The sequence below is a fragment of the Arthrobacter sp. H-02-3 genome (assembly GCF_003097355.1).
GTDB classification, from domain to species: domain Bacteria; phylum Actinomycetota; class Actinomycetes; order Actinomycetales; family Micrococcaceae; genus Arthrobacter; species Arthrobacter humicola.
The window spans coordinates 65,022-81,579 of record NZ_PYUI01000006.1; the positions used below are offsets into that span (position 1 = coordinate 65,022).

Annotated in this window: 13 protein-coding genes and 1 tRNA gene; 6 read left to right on the forward strand and 8 right to left on the reverse strand. The window is 66.0% G+C overall.

The window, feature by feature from the left end; translation table 11 throughout:
* Positions 1-104 precede the first annotated feature (104 nt).
* Positions 105-746 (forward strand): anthranilate synthase component II, encoded by a 642-nt coding sequence (locus C9424_RS07950; protein WP_116766346.1) that lies wholly within the window; start codon positions 105-107, stop codon positions 744-746.
* 36 nt (positions 747-782) lie between these two features.
* Here the strand turns inward: C9424_RS07950 and pknB are convergent, their stop codons facing one another.
* Genes pknB through C9424_RS07985 form a run of 7 tightly spaced genes read right to left on the reverse strand, consistent with a single transcriptional unit; the run spans position 783 to position 10,479 of the window.
* Entirely contained in the window at positions 783-2,753 is a 1,971-nt protein-coding gene (pknB, locus tag C9424_RS07955) for a Stk1 family PASTA domain-containing Ser/Thr kinase (protein ID WP_116766347.1), read from the reverse strand.
* Positions 2,754-2,759: 6 nt separating this feature from the next.
* Positions 2,760-4,601, reverse strand: coding sequence for a protein kinase domain-containing protein (locus C9424_RS07960; protein WP_116766348.1), 1,842 nt, complete (start codon positions 4,599-4,601; stop codon positions 2,760-2,762).
* Positions 4,598-6,055, reverse strand: a complete 1,458-nt coding sequence (locus tag C9424_RS07965; protein ID WP_091248585.1) for a peptidoglycan D,D-transpeptidase FtsI family protein — start codon at positions 6,053-6,055, stop codon at positions 4,598-4,600. The genes C9424_RS07960 and C9424_RS07965 overlap by 4 nt, the downstream gene beginning before the upstream one ends.
* Complete coding sequence (locus C9424_RS07970) at positions 6,052-7,494, reverse strand: FtsW/RodA/SpoVE family cell cycle protein (protein ID WP_116766349.1); 1,443 nt, start codon at positions 7,492-7,494, stop codon at positions 6,052-6,054. Before C9424_RS07970 ends, C9424_RS07965 begins: the two co-directional genes overlap by 4 nt.
* A complete protein-coding gene (locus C9424_RS07975) occupies positions 7,491-9,248 on the reverse strand; it encodes a PP2C family protein-serine/threonine phosphatase (protein ID WP_116766350.1) in 1,758 nt (585 codons plus the stop codon). Before C9424_RS07975 ends, C9424_RS07970 begins: the two co-directional genes overlap by 4 nt.
* A gap of 2 nt (positions 9,249-9,250) precedes the next feature.
* Positions 9,251-9,733, reverse strand: a complete 483-nt coding sequence (locus C9424_RS07980) for an FHA domain-containing protein FhaB/FipA (protein ID WP_116766351.1) — start codon at positions 9,731-9,733, stop codon at positions 9,251-9,253.
* Positions 9,730-10,479, reverse strand: coding sequence for an FhaA domain-containing protein (locus tag C9424_RS07985; RefSeq protein WP_116766352.1), 750 nt, complete (start codon positions 10,477-10,479; stop codon positions 9,730-9,732). Before C9424_RS07985 ends, C9424_RS07980 begins: the two co-directional genes overlap by 4 nt.
* A gap of 384 nt (positions 10,480-10,863) precedes the next feature.
* Between C9424_RS07985 and C9424_RS07990 the strand changes: the two genes are divergently transcribed.
* Positions 10,864-10,946 (forward strand) — tRNA-Leu (locus C9424_RS07990).
* A 195-nt stretch (positions 10,947-11,141) separates the two neighbouring features.
* Here C9424_RS07990 and C9424_RS07995 read toward each other — a convergent pair.
* On the reverse strand, positions 11,142-11,834 hold the full coding sequence (locus tag C9424_RS07995; protein WP_116766353.1) for a TetR/AcrR family transcriptional regulator: 693 nt from the start codon (positions 11,832-11,834) through the stop codon (positions 11,142-11,144).
* A gap of 182 nt (positions 11,835-12,016) precedes the next feature.
* Here C9424_RS07995 and C9424_RS08000 point away from each other — a divergent pair, with 182 nt between their 5' ends.
* From C9424_RS08000 to C9424_RS08015, 4 genes are all read left to right on the forward strand, one after another.
* The gene (locus tag C9424_RS08000; RefSeq protein WP_116766354.1) at positions 12,017-13,405 is read left to right on the forward strand and encodes a flavin monoamine oxidase family protein; all 1,389 of its coding nucleotides are present in this window, start codon (positions 12,017-12,019) and stop codon (positions 13,403-13,405) included.
* Between the two features lie 45 nt (positions 13,406-13,450).
* Complete coding sequence (locus C9424_RS08005; RefSeq protein WP_116766355.1) at positions 13,451-14,374, forward strand: universal stress protein; 924 nt, start codon at positions 13,451-13,453, stop codon at positions 14,372-14,374.
* A gap of 14 nt (positions 14,375-14,388) precedes the next feature.
* On the forward strand, positions 14,389-15,921 hold the full coding sequence (locus tag C9424_RS08010) for an APC family permease (protein ID WP_116766472.1): 1,533 nt from the start codon (positions 14,389-14,391) through the stop codon (positions 15,919-15,921).
* Between the two features lie 121 nt (positions 15,922-16,042).
* Positions 16,043-16,525, forward strand: a complete 483-nt coding sequence (locus C9424_RS08015) for a pyridoxamine 5'-phosphate oxidase family protein (RefSeq protein ID WP_116766356.1) — start codon at positions 16,043-16,045, stop codon at positions 16,523-16,525.
* The last annotated feature ends 33 nt before the right edge of the window (positions 16,526-16,558 follow it).

Genomic DNA, 16,558 nt, shown 5'->3' on the forward strand with positions numbered 1-16,558 from the left:
GTGCTTGCGGCCGGAGCACTGGTATTGATGGTTCAGTTCCTTTTTCCCTGGCTGGCGCAATTCACCCAGTTAACAGATTCAACGATTGGTTCAGCAAGGCACCCATGAGCACAACCAAGATCTTGGTCGTAGACAACTACGACAGCTTTGTCTACACCCTGGTGGGCTACCTCCAGGAGCTCGGCGCGGAGACCACGGTGGTCCGCAACGACGACGTCACGCTCGCCGAGGCGATCGAAATGGCCGAGGCACGCGACGGCGTGCTCATCTCCCCCGGTCCGGGGAATCCGGCCGAGGCCGGCGTCTGCATTGAGCTGATTAAATGGTGCGGCCGCCACGCAAAGCCCATGCTGGGCGTATGCCTGGGCCATCAGGCGCTGGCTGAGGCCTACGGGGGAATCGTGACGCACGCGCCCGAACTGATGCACGGTAAGACGTCCCTGGTCGAACACCACGGAACCAGTGTGTTTGCCGGGCTCCAGTCGCCCCTCACGGCCACCCGCTACCATTCACTGGCCGCTGTCCGCGAGAGCATCCCGGAGGTCCTGGAGATCACCGCGGAAACGGCCACGGGTGTTGTGATGGGTCTGCAGCACCGCACCGCCCCGCTGTGCGGTGTCCAGTTCCACCCGGAATCAGTCCTGACCGAAGGCGGCTACCAGATGCTCGGCAACTGGCTCGAGTCGCTGGGCATGGCTGGCGCCGCCGAACGGGCAGCGGACCTGAGCCCGCTCATCAAGCACTGACCCGTCAGGGACAACCCAGGTAGGAAACAGCCCAGGTCAGGGGAACAACCCGTTCAGGACGGCGTCCTCCTTGGACGCGGTCTTGGTGGGACTCGGCGTGGGCGTCGGTGTGGGAGCTGGCGCCGGCGCCTTCGCCACCGTCACGGTGATGGTCTTGCCCTGCTCCACGAGCGAATCCGCGGCATCGGCCTGCCCTGTCACCTTGCCCGGAGCCACCTGGGAATTCTCCACTTCGGTGGCATTGAGCTTCAAGCCCTGGGCCGTCAGGGCCGCCTCCGCGTCCGCCAGGGGCAGCCCGATCAGCTGCGGCACGGCAACCTTCCCGGTCGAGACGACGATTTCGACGGCGTCCCCCACGGCCACCACCTGGCCAGGGGCCGGGTTGGTGGTGATGACGATGCCGGCCGGGACCGTGGGGTTGTTGGATGTCTTGGTGGTGAGGGAACCGGTCAGTCCCTCTTGGTGCAGGAGGTCGCGGGCCGCCGCCTCCGTCCGGCCGGGCAGGTCCGTCGGGATGGCGATGGTGCTGGGGCCTTCGGAGATGTTCAGGATGATGTCCGAGTTGGCTTCCAGGGAACTTCCCGAGGACGGCACCGTACCAATTGCGGTGCCCTTCGGGATGGTGTCGTGCTGCAGCCGTTTGAGTTGCGGCTTGAATCCGGCGTTATAGAGCCTCTGCAGAGCCTCTGATTCCGTCAAGGACGTCACGGTGGGTATCAGGACCTTGGTCGCCTGTGGCGGGCTTTGGTTCATGAGGTTGTACAGCCACAGGCCGCCCCCGGCCAGCACCAGCATCGTGAGGACCACCAGGGTCGCGATCCAGGTGCGGCGGCGGGATTTCTGCCGCGGCGTGCGTTCGCGTTCGACCGGCAGCGCCAGGGGCAGGCTGCCGGTGTCCGCGATGCCGTACAGTTCGGTGCCGGCAGGCTGCAGCATGTGATCGTCCAGGGGCGCTTCCTCGGCGGGCCGCAGACGGCCGCCGGGGGACTCGTCCAGGAACTTGGCCCCGGTCAGCGAGAAGGCTGCCGTGGGCGCCAGCGGGTCTTGACGGGAAACGGCGTTGGTGGGGTCGGTTGGGGCCTCACTGGCCGCCGGCGCGGTTACCGCTACACCGTTGCGCGCGGCCCGCAGGGCCCGCCGGAAGGCAGCCGCGTCCTGGAAACGGTCCGCGCGGTTCTTCTGCAGCGCCTTCATCAGCACGCTGTCCAGCGCCTCGGAGACCTCAGGGTTGAGGCTGCTGGCCGGCTCAGGGATTTCACGGACATGCTGGTACGCCACAGAGACCGGGCTGTCCCCGATGAACGGCGGCCGGCCGGTCAGCATTTCATACAGGAGGCATCCAGCGGAGTAGAGATCGCTACGTGCGTCGACCGTTTCGCCGCGGGCCTGTTCCGGGGACAGGTACTGGGCCGTGCCCACCACGGCCTGCGTCTGCGTCATGGTTGCCGAGGAGTCCGCAATGGCGCGGGCGATCCCGAAGTCCATGACCTTCACGCTGTTCGATTCCGGGCAGAACATCACGTTGGCGGGTTTGATGTCGCGGTGCACGATTCCGGCCTTGTGGCTGTAATCGAGGGCGGACAGCACACCCAGGGTGAAGTCGATGGCCTGATCGATGGTGACTTCCTTGGCCCGGACCAGGTCACGAATGGTTTTGCCGGAGACGAATTCCATCACGATGTAGGGCACCCGGACGTTGTCTTCGCGGTCACCGGGGACCGCATGGTCCCCGGTGTCGAAGACAGCCACGATCGAGGGATGGTTGAGCGCGGCGACGGCCTGGGCCTCGCGCTTGAACCGGGCCTGGAACTGGGGATCCCGGGCCAGGTCCGGGCGCAGCAGTTTGACGGCGACAGTGCGTCCCAGCCGGGTATCGACACCGCGGAACACGTCCGCCATGCCGCCGCGGCCGATCAGCTCACCCAGCTCATAGCGTCCGCTGAGGACGCGCTGCGTGTTCACAGGGCGATCCTCCCTGTGCGACGGTGTGCGGGGTGTGTTGTTCATGATTTCTTAGGGTGCGGACTTGGTAGGTGAAGGCGTTGTGGCCGAGGCCTTGGCGAGGTGGTAGGTCACGACGCTCCCGGAGGCCACCTTGCTCCCGGATGCGGGGTCCGAGCTCACAAAGGTTCCCGGGTCTTCCTTCTTGTTCGTGGGGCTGACGTCGGCTCCCTTGGCCCAGCGCAGTCCGGCGTTCTGGATGGCCTGCTGGACTTCGGCCTCGCTGGCGCCTGCCGGAATCGACGGGACGGCGACCATTTCCGGCCCCTTGGAGTAGCTCACGGTGATGGTGGTCCCGGGCTGGACCGGACCGGAGGGGTCAATATTGGTGACGGTACCCGGTGTCGCGTCGTTGAAGACCTCGGCGCCGGTGACTTGGAGCCCCTTGCCGACCAGCTCGTTGCGGACGTCGGCGTAGGGGCGCCCCAGGTAGGCGTCCGGGATCAGGTTGATGGCTGCCGGGGTGGACTCGGTGGGCGTCGCGGAAGAGGCAGTGGGGGTGGGGGTCTCGGAGGGCGATGCGGACGACGGCGAGGGGCTGGCGCTGCTCGGCTTCACGCTGTTGGACGTGGGGGCAGTTGTGACCGGCGCCTGTGAGGGAAAGAGGTTACCGGCCTGGCTGATGACCACACCGGCAAGGGCGAAAACCACCAGCAGGATCAGCGCAATCAGCGGCCAGGTCCACGGGCTGCGCTTGCGGCGCTGCGGTTCCTCGGCGTGTTCGTCTTCCTCGTCGTACTCTGCCTCGTCCTGCATCCAGTTGCGCTCGGCGGCCAGGGCGTCGGCGCGGTTGAGCGCGTTGCGTGCCCCGTAGCCGCTGGCTGCTGCCGCGCCGGCCGCAAGGCCTGCTGCCGCGCCGGCACCGGCGGCGCCGACGACGGGCAGCGCGGAGGTTGCCGACGTCGACTTGTCCTCCGCGGCGCTGGAGGCAATGACGCTGGTGGCTGCCGTGGGGAGATCGACCGGAGCCGTGATGGGCCCGGTTGCCGCGTCGAAGAGGAGCATGCCCGGAACAGCTGCGTGGGCCGCCGCGATGTCACCGTTGCGGATGGCCTCGGCCGCCTCGGACAGCTTGATGGCATCAGCAGGGCGGTTCTTCGGATCCTTGGCCAGCATGGACATCAGGAGCGCCCGGACGGGCCGGGGCAGTGTCTCCGGCAGCGGCGGCGGCGCATCATTGACCTGGGCCAGCGCGATGGCGATCTGGGACTCCCCGGAGAACGGCCGGTGGCCCGTGAGGCACTCGTAGCCGATCACACCGAGGGAGTAGATGTCCGAGGCTCCGGTGGCCGTCTGCCCCGTGGCCTGTTCCGGTGCCAGGTACTGGGCGGTGCCCATCACCTGACCGGTCTGGGTCAGCGGAACCTGGTCGGCCAGGCGGGCGATGCCGAAGTCGGTGACCTTGACACGGCCGTCCGGGGTGATGAGCAGGTTTCCCGGCTTGATGTCGCGGTGCACGAGGCCCTGCGCATGGGCGACGGCGAGGGCACGCGCCGTCTGCGCCATCATCGAGAGGGTCCGGTCCGGGGAGAGGACCTGCTCGTGTTCGATGATGCTGCTCAACGGCTGGCCCGGGACCAGTTCCATGACGAGGTAGGCGGAGCCCTCTTCCTCACCGTAATCGAAGACGTTGGCGATGCCCACGTGGTTCAGGAGCGCGGTATGGCGTGCCTCGGCGCGGAACCGCTGCAGGAACCCGGGATCACCCGTGTATTCCTCCTTGAGCACCTTGATGGCGACAATGCGGCCAAGGATCAGGTCTTTGGCTTTCCAGACTTCTCCCATGCCGCCGATCGCAATGCGTGTGGTCAGCTGGAATCTGCCGCCGAGGGTGATTCCTGAAGTAGGCCTCACTTATTCAACACCGCCTCAAAAATCTTCTTCGCGTTCGGACTGGTTAGGTTTGCGCCGGTGGTGATGTCTACGCCTTCCATGACGATGGTGACAGCCACCTGCGGGTCATTCGCCGGGGCGAACCCGGTGAACCATGAGTTGTTCAGGCCGTTGCCGAGTTCCGCGGTTCCGGTCTTGCCGGCCACCTGGACGCCGGGCACGGCCGCCCGCTTGGCGATGCCGTCGTCAACGACGCTGACCATCCACTCGTTGATCTGCCGCGCGATCTCCGGCGTGGTGGAGGTGCGCAGGGCCTGCGGTTTCGGCTCGCTGATAGTACGGAGGTCCGGGGCGCGTACGGCCTTGATCAGGTTCGGCTGCATCTGAACGCCGTCGTTGGCGATCGCGGCCGTCATCGTATTGATCTGGAGCGGGGTGGCCCGGACGTCCCGCTGGCCGATCGAGGACTGCGCCAGTCCTGCGTCGTCCAGCGGATCGCTCGGGAAAAAGCTCGGCGCCGAGTCCAGCTTCAACTGGTCGCCGAAGTCCTGTCCGAAGCCGAACTTTGACGCCTGGTCCCCGATGGCCTGCTGGCCCAGGTCCAGCGCGATGCTGGCGAACGGGGTGTTGCAGGACTGTTGCAGGGCAAACGCGAACGACGCCGTGCTGCGGGTGTAGCAGTTGCCTCCCGCATAGTTGGGGAGCTTGTATTCGATGCCGGGGAACGACATCTCCGCCGGGTTGGGCAGGACGCTGTCCTTGTTGTACTTGCCCGACTTCAGCGCCGCAGCGGTGTCGATGAGCTTGAACACCGATCCGGGCGCCAGCAATGCCCCGGTGGGGCCGCTGACGTTCTGGTTCAGGTTGATCCCGGGGATCTGGTTCAGCTCGTTGTAGTTGGACTGCTCGGCCACCGGATCCTGCGTGGCAATCAGGTTGGGGTCATAAGAGGGCTTGGAGACCATGGCCAGGATCGCGCCGGTCTTCGGGTTGGTGACCACGATGGAACCACGCTGGCCGTCCGGGATGAGGTCGTAGGCAAGCTTCTGGATCTTGGGGTCCAGTGTCAGCTCCACGGACGCGCCCTTGGGCTGGTTGCCGAGGAACAACTGGCCAACCCGGTCCAGGAACTGCTGGTCCGAGCTGCCGGCCAGCACATCGTTCATCGATTTCTCAAGGCCGGTGAGGCCGTAGTTCTTGGAGAAGTATCCGGTGACTCCCGCGTAGAGCTCGGGCTGGGAGTAGGTCCGCTGAAATTTGCAGCTCTCGGTGGCAGGCACGGATTCTGCCACCGGGGTGCCGCCGACAATGATGGCGCCGCGGTCGTTGCAGTAGTTCTGCAGGATGGCGCGCCTGTTCCAGGCGTTGGCTTGGAGCTCGTCTGCGCCGACCACCTGCACGTAGCTGAGCGCGCCGAAGATCAGCACGAACATCGCGATGGCGGCGATCCATGAATTGCGAATGGCCTGGTTCATAGCTGTTTCACCGCCTCGGTGGGTGCGAAGGGACTGGCTTGGGGAGCGGGAGCGCTGGAAGGCTCCGCGGGGAGGTTCTTTCCGGCGCCTGGTTCCTGGCCGGGTGGCAGCGGCGTCGTATCGACCGGCCGGCGCGCGGTGTGCGAGATCATTAGCAGCAGGCCCACGATGATCCAGTTCGCCAGGAGGGAGGATCCGCCGGCGGCGAGGAACGGCGTCGTGAGTCCGGTCAGCGGGATCAGGCGCGTGACGCCGCCAATCACCACAAAGCACTGCAGCGCGATCGCGAAGGAAAGTCCGGTGGCCAGCAGCTTGCCGAAGGCGTCGCGCGTGCCCAGCGCGGCGCGGAAGCCCCGGGTGAACAGCAGCAGGTACATCAGGACGATCGCGAAGACGCCGATCAGCCCGAGTTCCTCACCGAATGAGGCGATGATCATGTCGCTGTTGGCGAACGGGACGAGGTTGGGGCGGCCCTGGCCAAGGCCGGTGCCGACCAGGCCGCCGTTGGCCATGCCAAACAGGCCCTCGACGATTTGGAGGCTGCCGCCGAACTCCCGGCCGTAGACCTCAGGGGTAAAGGCATTGAGCCAGCCGTCAATCCGCAGGGCGACGTGGGAGAACGCCTTGGCTGCCACGAAGCCGCCTACCACCATCAGGACCAGGCCGATGATGACCCAGCTGATGCGGCTCGTCGCGACGTAGATCATGACGAGGAACAGGCCGAAGAACAGGATCGAGGTGCCGAGGTCGCGCTGGAAGACGAGCACACCGATGCTGACGAGCCAGGCGGTGATCATTGGTCCCATGTCTTTGAACCGCGGGAACTGCACCGGGCCGATCTTCCGGCCGGCCAGCAGAATCAGGTCCCGGTTCGAGGACAGATACCCGGCAAAGAATATGGCGAGTGTGATCTTGGCGATTTCACCCGGCTGGAAGGTCATGGAACCGATCTTGATCCAGACGCTGGCGCCCAGGACTTCTCCGGCCGAGATGCCCGGAACCAGCGGCAGGACGAGGAGCGCCGCACTGACGGCCAGCGAAATATAGGTGAAGCGGCGCAGGATCCGGTGGTCCTTGAGGAACCAAATGACGGCGATCGCGACCGCCATGGCCACCAGGGTCCAGCGGAGCTGGTTGTTGCCGGTGTCTTCGCCCACCCTGTCCAGCCGGTGGATCATGGCAAGGCCCAGTCCGTTGAGAGCGACCACGAGCGGAAGTATTACCGGATCGGCATATTTTGCGCGGATCCGCAGCACCACGTGGAAGGCCAGTGCGGCCGCCGCCAGGAGGCCGGACTGGAACCAGAAGTCAGTGTCGAACGCTTTTTGCCGGTCCACGCCTACGAGGGCCTGGGCGCCGATCCCGACGGCGAGGGCCAGGACCAGCAGGACAAGCTCCACGTTCCGTCGCGGCTTGGGCACGGGGTCGATGGGTGTCATTTGGCCCCCTCGCAGTTCGTTGTCGGAGCCGGGGACGCCGACGGCTTGGCCGCTCCCGGCGCAGCTGTAGCGCCGGGTGTCGCGGTGGCGCCCGGCGAGGCCTTGGCTCCGGGGGTGGCACTGGCGCCGGCCGTCACGGAGGGGGACGGCGTGAGGCACTCATCGGCCGGGGCTGTGGTACCGGTGCGCTCAAGGTTCTTGACGATCCGCTGTGCGTCGTAGAGATCCCGGGCAGGCACTGTCTGGCGGACCCGCTGCTGCGAGAATTCCGGAAGGTCGGACATCTTAATATCGGTCACCGCTTCGAGAGTGGAAAGCTGGATGGGTCCCAGGCGCTGGGAGACCCCGTTGAAGATGGCCACATGCTGATCGTGCTCGCCGATGTAGTAACGCGTCTGGGTCCAGGCGTAGCCAAGCCAGAGCCCGATTGCCAGCAGCGCGACGATGGCGGCGGCAATGGACACCGTGAGCCAGCGGCGCGGCCGCCCGGCAGCCTTGAATTCTTCGGTGTCCTCGCGGGTCTGGTCGGACTTGTGCGTCAGGACAGTGGCCGCGCGCCGGGCCACGGTGCGTCCGGCGATCGACGGAATGGACCCTGATTCCGCCGCTGCGGCGGCGGCTCCAACAAGTTCGTGCGGACGGGTGGAGAGCTCTTCGCGCAGGACTTCGGCGGAGAGATGTTCGCCCAGATGCGGGTCCGTAGTGGTCTCGGGTTCTTTGTTGCCAGCCGTCTTGTCCGCTTCCTTGCCGTCGGACGCGGGGGCGGGGGCCTGGCTGCCTGTCGCGGCCGGGGACCCGCCAGCGGGTCCAGCGGCGCCGGCGTCGTTCTTCTTCCCGGGCTCGCCGGGGGACTTCGCCGCACCGACGGCACTGCCGGCCAGTGCTCCGGGCAACGCGGCGGCGGCTGAATTACTGGCGCCGGGGGCTGCCGGCGCGGGGACGACGTCGACGGCGGCGGTCCGGACGTCGTCGGGCGTCTGCTCGCCGATGTCCAGCACCACAACGGTCACGTTGTCCGGGGCGCCGGCTTCCAGGGTCAGTTCAATGAGCAGGTCGGCGCATTCGTTGAGGTCCTTGGTTTCCCGAACCGTGCGCTCCACGACATGGCCCGCCACGTAGTTCAAACCGTCCGAGCACAGCAGCCAGCGTTCCCCGGGCTGGACGGCGAGGGTATCGAGGTCCAGCTCAGGGCTGGCATCGACGTCGCCCAGGACCCGCATGAGGACATTCTTGTGCGGATGCGTTTCGGCTTCTTCGGGCCGCAGGCGGCCTTCGTCGATGAGGCGCTGGACAAAGGTGTGGTCGATGCTGACCTGTTCCCACTCGCCGTTGCGCAGCCGGTAGGCCCGGGAGTCTCCGATGTGGGCGAAATGAAGCTTGCCCTCAGCGAGCAACAGGGCGGTGACGGTGGTGCCCATCCCGGCGAGCTTCGGATTGATATGGACCAGTTCGGACAGCAGGGAGTTTGCGGTCTGGATTTCGTCGGCCAGGACAGTGCCGGCGTCGCTGTCGTAGTCATCATGATCCAGGTGGATCATGTCCAGGACGGTCGCTGCCGAGGCGACATCGCCGCCGGCGTGGCCGCCCATGCCGTCGGCGACGACGGCGAGGTGCCGGCCCGCGTAGGCAGAGTCGTCGTTCTTGGCGCGCACACGGCCGACGTCCGAACGCGCGGCGTAGCGCATGATGAGTGGCCGCTTCGGGGCAGTTGCCTTGCCTTCGGCCCTGTCTGCGGGAAGATCCGGGGCAGCCATGGCTACGGCCTCAATTCAATGACCGTCTTGCCGATTCTCACGGGGACGCCCAGCTCCACCGGGAGGGCCCGGGTCAGCTGCTGGTCTGCCAGATACGTGCCATTTGTGGAGCCGAGGTCCTCGATGAACCAGCGGCTGCCCTGCGGGAACAGGCGGGCGTGGCGGCCCGAGGCATAGTCATCCTCCAGGACAAGGGTGGCTTCCTGCGCCCGGCCCAAGAGGATGGGGCTCGCCGCCAGCGGGAGCGTGGTGCCCTTGAGCGGACCCTCTGTCACCACGAGTTGGCGTGCCTGCTGCTTGACGGGTGCGGGCGGGGGCTCGGCCAGGGATGGGTTCTTGCGCACCTGCCGTGCCGTGGGGGCTCCGGCCGCTGCCTTGCGGCCGATCATAAGATCCCGGCGCATGGCTGAGACGATGCCGAAGATCAGCACCCACAGGAGGATAAGAAACCCGAAACGCAGGGCCGTAATGGTCAGTTCGCTCATGCGCGTCCGCCTGTTGTGGCGGGCAGTAGGCGGAAAATGATTTTGGTCCGTCCCATCGTGATTGTGGCGCCGTCAGTAAGTTCCGAACTGCCCACGATCTTTTGGCCGTTGACATAGCTGCCGTTCGTGGAGCCGAGATCGATCGCCTGGGCTGAACCCGGCCCCGTCCGGATTTCCAGGTGGCGGCGCGAAACACCGGTGTCGTCAATAAGGATGTCCGCGTCCGAGGACCGTCCGAGGACGATCGACGGCGCGTTGAGAGAATAGCGCTGCCCGTCGATGTCAAGCACGGGTTGAAGCTGCGCGGGCTGGCGGGTTGGAGCGGCCGGCACATTGCCGTGAACTCCCGGATGGGCCGGGACGGAAGGTGCAGTGGCCTTTTCGGTCCGCGAGGTGATGTCGAAATTTCCGGCGCGCTGCTCCTCGTCGCGGCGGAAACTGATCCGGACCGGTCCCTGGAGGGTATAGCCCTGGCTGCGGACGTGGTTGATGACGACGTCGCACAGTTCTTCCGCCAGCGGGGTGCCCCATTCCTGGGCGCGCTGGAAATCGTCGGGGCTGAGGAGAACATCAAAAACGTTGGGGGCCAGCGTGCGTCCCGCGGCAATGGTGATGGCCTTGTTGTCCACTTCGCCACGGAGCCGGCTTGCGATTTCGACAGGCTCAACCTGGGCGCGAGAGCCGGTGGAGAAGACGCCGCGGACGGCCTTTTCGATGCCGCGCTCGACTTTGTCCAGCAATCCCATGGTCCTTCTCCTTTCCTGATGGCTGCCGGGCAGCGTTCGTTCCGGAACTCGGTTTCCAACTTTTGCGAGCCCGCTGTCCGCGGACACTCCTACATCAGATACTACTGGGCGTGTCTGGGAATGGCCTCAATGGACGCCCCCGGTGCGACGCCGAAAACAGCCCCGGCCACGCCCTGAAGTGCGAGGACATCCCCGGTGCGGCCGTCCCGGCGGTACCCGCCGCGGGGCCCGGCAGCAGGGCGCCCGGACCTCGTAATACACCCGGAACCGCCACCCATCCGGCCCGATTGGTGTTTTCCCGCAATTGTCCGTTATGCTTGATCTCGCTGCTTTTACGAGGTTGGCGGTCCGGGAAACCGGCCCTATCCGAGTGGAAGAAGTTGCGCGCGAGTGGCGGAACGGCAGACGCGCTGGCTTCAGGTGCCAGTGTCCGAAAGGGCGTGGGGGTTCAAATCCCCCCTCGCGCACGCAATCGAAAGAACCCCGGTCTTCGGACCGGGGTTCTTTCGTTTAACCCACGCGGCTGGAATCACCGATCCACAATGCTGGACGGGCCAATGGCGTCGGGGTTTCCCCACCTTCAGAGGCTTGGGCGGCGTGTTGCGCCGAACCGCCGGCGTTTGGCGGTCCCCTGGCGTTGAAGGTGGGGAAACTCTAACCCGCTACGCGGTCCGCAGCGCCCCGAGTCCGGCCAGGAGTGCCTCGAGTCCCAGGCTGAAAGCGACGTCGGCCGGTTTTTCATGGCTGTCCTCGGCCAGACGCTGGACGGCGGAGGTGAAATTCGGCGTCGAGGACGCCATGCTGCCGGAATCGAAGATGTCCGCCGGCGCCGTGGCATCGTAGGCCGAGCCAAAGATGAAGGACTCGAGCGCCACGATGGCCGGAATGATGCGCTCTTGCGGGAAGCCCGCGCGGCTGAAGCCGGCGCTGACGGCCTCATACATGGCAAGCGTCCTGGGCGCATCGGCGACGGGCAGTACGGCGATGACGGGGATCAGGGGCGTGTGCTTGGAGAACACGTCGCGGTAGCTCCAGGCCCAGTCCCGCACGGCCTGCTCCCAGGGCCCGGACTCGAACGCGGCGACGTCCACGAACGAGGTCAGGTGGTCCTGGACCAGGACCAGGACGTCCCGCTTGGAGGAGACATGGTTGTACAGCGCAGACGGGGCAACGTTGAGGGTTCTCGCCAGAGCCGCCATGGTGAAGCCGTCGTAGCCGCTCTTGCCGATCAGCTGCAGGGCTGCCAACGTGATGCCCGCCTGGTCCAGCACAGCCGCGGCCGGCCGGCCCACGCGGCGGCGCGGATTGGTAGCGGAGCTGTGCGGATCCGCGGGGGCGCTGGTTGCTGCCGTCATTCCGGGCCTTTCTGCTCAGCTTGGCTGGCGGTTTCGGATGTTCCCATTCTGCTCCCACTTTACGGGCGAAATTTTCTTTAGCCGGGGGTCTTCCCCAATCCGGCAGAAAGTCCTATCATCATAAATGAACGTCATTCATTTAGTGGTCCGCATCACCTAAGCGGCCACGGGGAGGAATCATCATGCTGGAACTTGACCGCGACGTCGTCATCGTCGGAGCAGGCCCGTCCGGGCTGACCGCCGCCCGCCAACTGAAGAAGGCCGGACTGAGCGTCGCAGTGCTCGAGGCGCGGGACCGCGTCGGCGGCCGGACCTGGACCGACACCATCGACGGCGCCATGCTCGAAATTGGCGGCCAGTGGGTTTCGCCGGATCAGACGGAGCTCCTGGCCCTGATCGAAGATCTTGGACTGCAGACGTACTCCCGCTACCGCGACGGCAAGTCCGTCTACATCGGCGCGGACGGCAAGCGCACCCTCTACACCGGTGAGACCTTCCCGGTCAGCGAAACCACGGCCGCCGAAATGGACAAGCTCACGGCCCTGCTGGACTCCCTGGCCGCGGAAATCGGTCCCGAGGAGCCGTGGGCGCACCCCAAGGCCCGCGAGCTGGACACCATTTCCTTCCACCACTGGCTGCGGGAGAATTCCTCAGATGAGGAAGCCTGCAACAACATCGGCCTGTTCATCGCCGGCGGCATGCTGACCAAGCCCGCCCACGCCTTCTCCGCCCTGCAGGCCGTCCTGATGGCAGCCTCCGCCGGGTCCTTCACCAATCTCACGGATGAGGACTTCATCCTGGACAAGCGGGTTGTCGGCGGGATGCAGCAGGTTTCGCTGCTGCAGGCAGCGGAACTGGGGGACGACGTCGTCCTGGACAGCCCGGTCCGCACCATCAACTGGGCCGAAGACGCGAGCGGCGCACACCGTGTCACGGCCGTTTCCGAACGGGCCATCGTGAACGCCCGCTTCGTCATCATGGCCGTGCCGCCGAACCTCTACTCCCGGGTGTCCTTCAACCCGCCGCTGCCCCGCCGCCAGCACCAGATGCACCAGCACCAGTCGCTGGGCCTGGTCATCAAGGTTCACGCCGTCTACAGCACGCCGTTCTGGCGTGAAGACGGCCTCTCCGGCACCGCGTTCGGCGCCGGCGCCCTTGTGCAGGAGGTTTACGACAACACGAACCACGAGGACCCCCGCGGCACGCTGGTGGGCTTCGTCTCGGACGAGAAGGCCGACGCCATGTTCGAGCTCAGCGCAGAGGACCGCCGCCGTGCCATCCTCGAATCGATCGCGTCCTTCCTGGGCGAGAAGGCCCTGGATCCCGAGGTCTACTACGAGTCCGACTGGGGCTCGGAGGAATGGACCCGCGGTGCCTACGCCGCGAGCTACGACCTCGGCGGCCTGCACCGTTACGGCAAGGACCAGCTGAAGCCGGTCGGTCCGATCTACTGGTCCTCCTCCGACCTCGCGGCCGAGGGTTACCAGCATGTCGACGGCGCCGTGCGGATGGGGCAGATCACGGCGGCACGGATCGTCGCCGCCGCGGACCGCGCGTCGGTCACCTCCTAAAAATCACCCAACAGTCCTGTTCAGTTCAGTAAGGAGAGCGGCCGGATGCGTTACGTAGTGGGGTACTCAGCCAACGCCAGAGGCCACGATGCGGTCAATCTGGCCGTTTCCCTGGCTCTCGGGCGCGGAGCGAGCCTGGAACTTGTGCTGGTGGTTCCCGAAGTGCAGCAGTTCGGGGCCGCCCACGCACCCAGGGTCGGATTCGAGCACCTGCTCAATGAGCAAGCGCAGGAGTGGCTGGACCAGGCGCTGGCACTGGTTCCGGCCGGTGTCCCGGCCCGGGCCCACGTCCGCAGCGGCGATTCCGACGCCCACGCGCTCATCGCGGCCGCCGAGGAGTTCGGGGCGGACCTGCTCATCATCGGTGCCACCAGTAGCGGGATCTTCAAGCGGTTCTCGATCGGGTCGGTGGCCAGCGCCCTGCTCCACGCCTCCACCGTTCCGGTGGCCCTGGCGCCGCATGGCTACCACCGGCAGGAGGCCCTGACCCGGATCAGCTGCGGGCTCGGCACCCGGGCGGGCGCCGAGAAGCTGCTCGATTTCGCCCTCGGCATGGCCACGAACCGGGACGTCCCGCTGCGCGTGGTGTCGCTTCTGGCGCTCGACGGCGGCGATGCTGCCGGTGCCGCCAGCGCCGCCGAAGCGGCCCGGGAGTACGCGACGAAGCACCTTGCCGCCGCCCTGCCCGGTGGCGAGCAGGACGTCCGGGAGGAACCGAAGACGGAAGTCGTCGTCGCGCAGGGCCGCAGCATCGAGGAAGCGGTGGACCGACTGGACTGGGAAGACGGCGAGGTCCTGTTGATCGGATCGAGCAGGCTTGCCACGAGCCGGTCCATCTTCCTCGGCAGCACGGCCAACCGCATTCTGCGCGCCCTGCCGGTGCCGATGATTGTGGTCCCGAGTGACTATGAACTCAAGCAGATGAACCATTCAGCGTCGAATGACGTCCCCCGAGAGGCACAAAAATGAGCGCCGACCACGCGATGTCCAATACGTCGCAAACCGGACAGCACCCCGGACAGAACACGGAAGACCAGCACGGACTCAGCGAGAAGGGCCTGAAAGCAGGCTCGGTGGGCCTGATTGGCGCCGTTGTGATCGGCGTTTCCTGCATCGCCCCGGCGTATACCTTGACGGCGGCCCTGGGCCCTACCGTCGCCGAGGTCGGCGTGCACCTGCCGGCGATCTTCCTGGTGGGCTTCGTCCCGATGCTGCTCGTGGCGTTCGGCTACCGCGAGCTGAACAACGCCATGCCCGACGCCGGCACCTCCTTCACGTGGGCCTCGCGGGCCTTTGGCCCGTGGCTTGGCTGGATGGGCGGCTGGGGGCTCGTTGCGGCGACCATCATCGTGCTCTCGAATCTGGCCGCCGTCGCGGTGGACTTCTTCTACCTGATGCTGGGGCAGATCTTCGGCAATCCGGACCTCGCCGATCTCACCAAGAACCTGCCGCTGAATATCGCCACCACGCTGGTGTTCATTACGCTCGCGTGCTGGATCTCGTACCGCGGCATGGAAACCACCAAGACGGTCCAGTACGTGCTCGTGGGATTCCAGCTGCTGGTGCTCGGCTGGTTCGCCGTGGCTGCGTTCAGCCACGTCGCCAACGGAACCGCTTTTGACGCCACGGCCATCGCGCCGGACTGGTTCAACCCCTTCGCGGTCGAATCCTTCTCCGCCTTTGCCGCCGGCGTTTCGCTGTCCATCTTCATTTACTGGGGCTGGGACGTCACGCTGACCATGAATGAGGAGACCAAGAACCCGGAAAAGACCCCGGGCCGCGCCGCTACCGTCACCGTACTGGTCATCGTGATCATCTACATGACCGTTGCCCTGGCCACGCTGTCGTACGCCGGAATCGGTACGGAAGGCCTGGGCGCCGGCAACCCGGAGAATCAGGGCAGCATCTTCGCCGTCCTCGCGGGACCCGTGATGGGCCCCTTCGCCATCCTGATGTCCCTGGCCATCCTCAGCAGCTCGGCCGCGTCCCTGCAGTCCACCTTCGTCTCGCCCGCGCGGACCCTGCTGTCGATGGGCCACTACAAGGCCCTTCCGAAGAAGTTCAGCAGGATCAGCCCCACGCACAAGTCGCCGAGCTATGCCACGATCGCCTCGGCCGTGGCGGCCGCCGCGTTTTACGTCATTACCCGCACGACGTCGGAGAACGCGCTGTGGGACACCATCACGGCCCTGGGCATGATGATCTGCTTCTACTACGGCATCACCGCGCTGGCCTGTGTCTGGTTCTTCCGCGCCGAGGCGTTCAGCGGAGCGCATGCGTTCTTCTTCAAGTTCCTCGCGCCCCTCCTGGGCGGCGTCATCCTGCTGGTCATGTTCTTTAAGACCGCCTACGACTCCATGGATCCGGCATACGGTTCAGGCTCCTCGATCGGCGGTCTGGGACTGGTCTTCATCCTTGGCATGGGCGTCATCCTGCTGGGCGTGGTGCTCATGCTGGTCATGGCCAAGGTGCGGCCCGAGTTCTTCAAGGGCGAGGTCCTGTCCCGGGGAAATTGAGTCCGCGGCCTGTTCCGGTCAGAGAAGGTCCCCATCCGGCAGTCCTTGGAAAGTAAGCACACTTACCAATAGGCTGTCCGGAGGGGGACCTTCCTCCGTGGAACGAGAACGAGGTGAGAGCATGTCGGATGCCGCCAGCATCAGTAAAGTCACGGACATCATCAACGATTCGCACATCGGAATGTTCACAACCATCAACGAAGAAGGCGCGCTCGTCAGCCGGCCGCTGGCCGTCCAGGAGGTCAAGGACGACGGCGACATGTGGTTCTTCACGTCGGCGACTACCTCGCAGGTGGCCCACATCCGGGCGAACCCGGCCGTGAACGTTTCCTTCGGCAAGCGCACCGAATGGGTCTCCGTTGCCGGGACCGCCGAAGTCGTGACCGACCGGCAGCTGATCCATGACATGTGGAACCAGGTGGTGGAGGCCTGGTTCCCGGACGGACCGGACACCCCGGAGGTGGTTCTGCTGCACGTCGACTCGGATTCCGCCGAGTACTGGACCAGCCCGGGCGGCACAGCGGCCACCGCGCTGCAGTGGATCAAGTCCAAGGTCACCAACGGCCGCATGAGCGTCGGCGAGAGCGCAACCGTAGAGCTGTAGCGTGCCGGACCGGGCCGGCGGGGAATCCGGGCT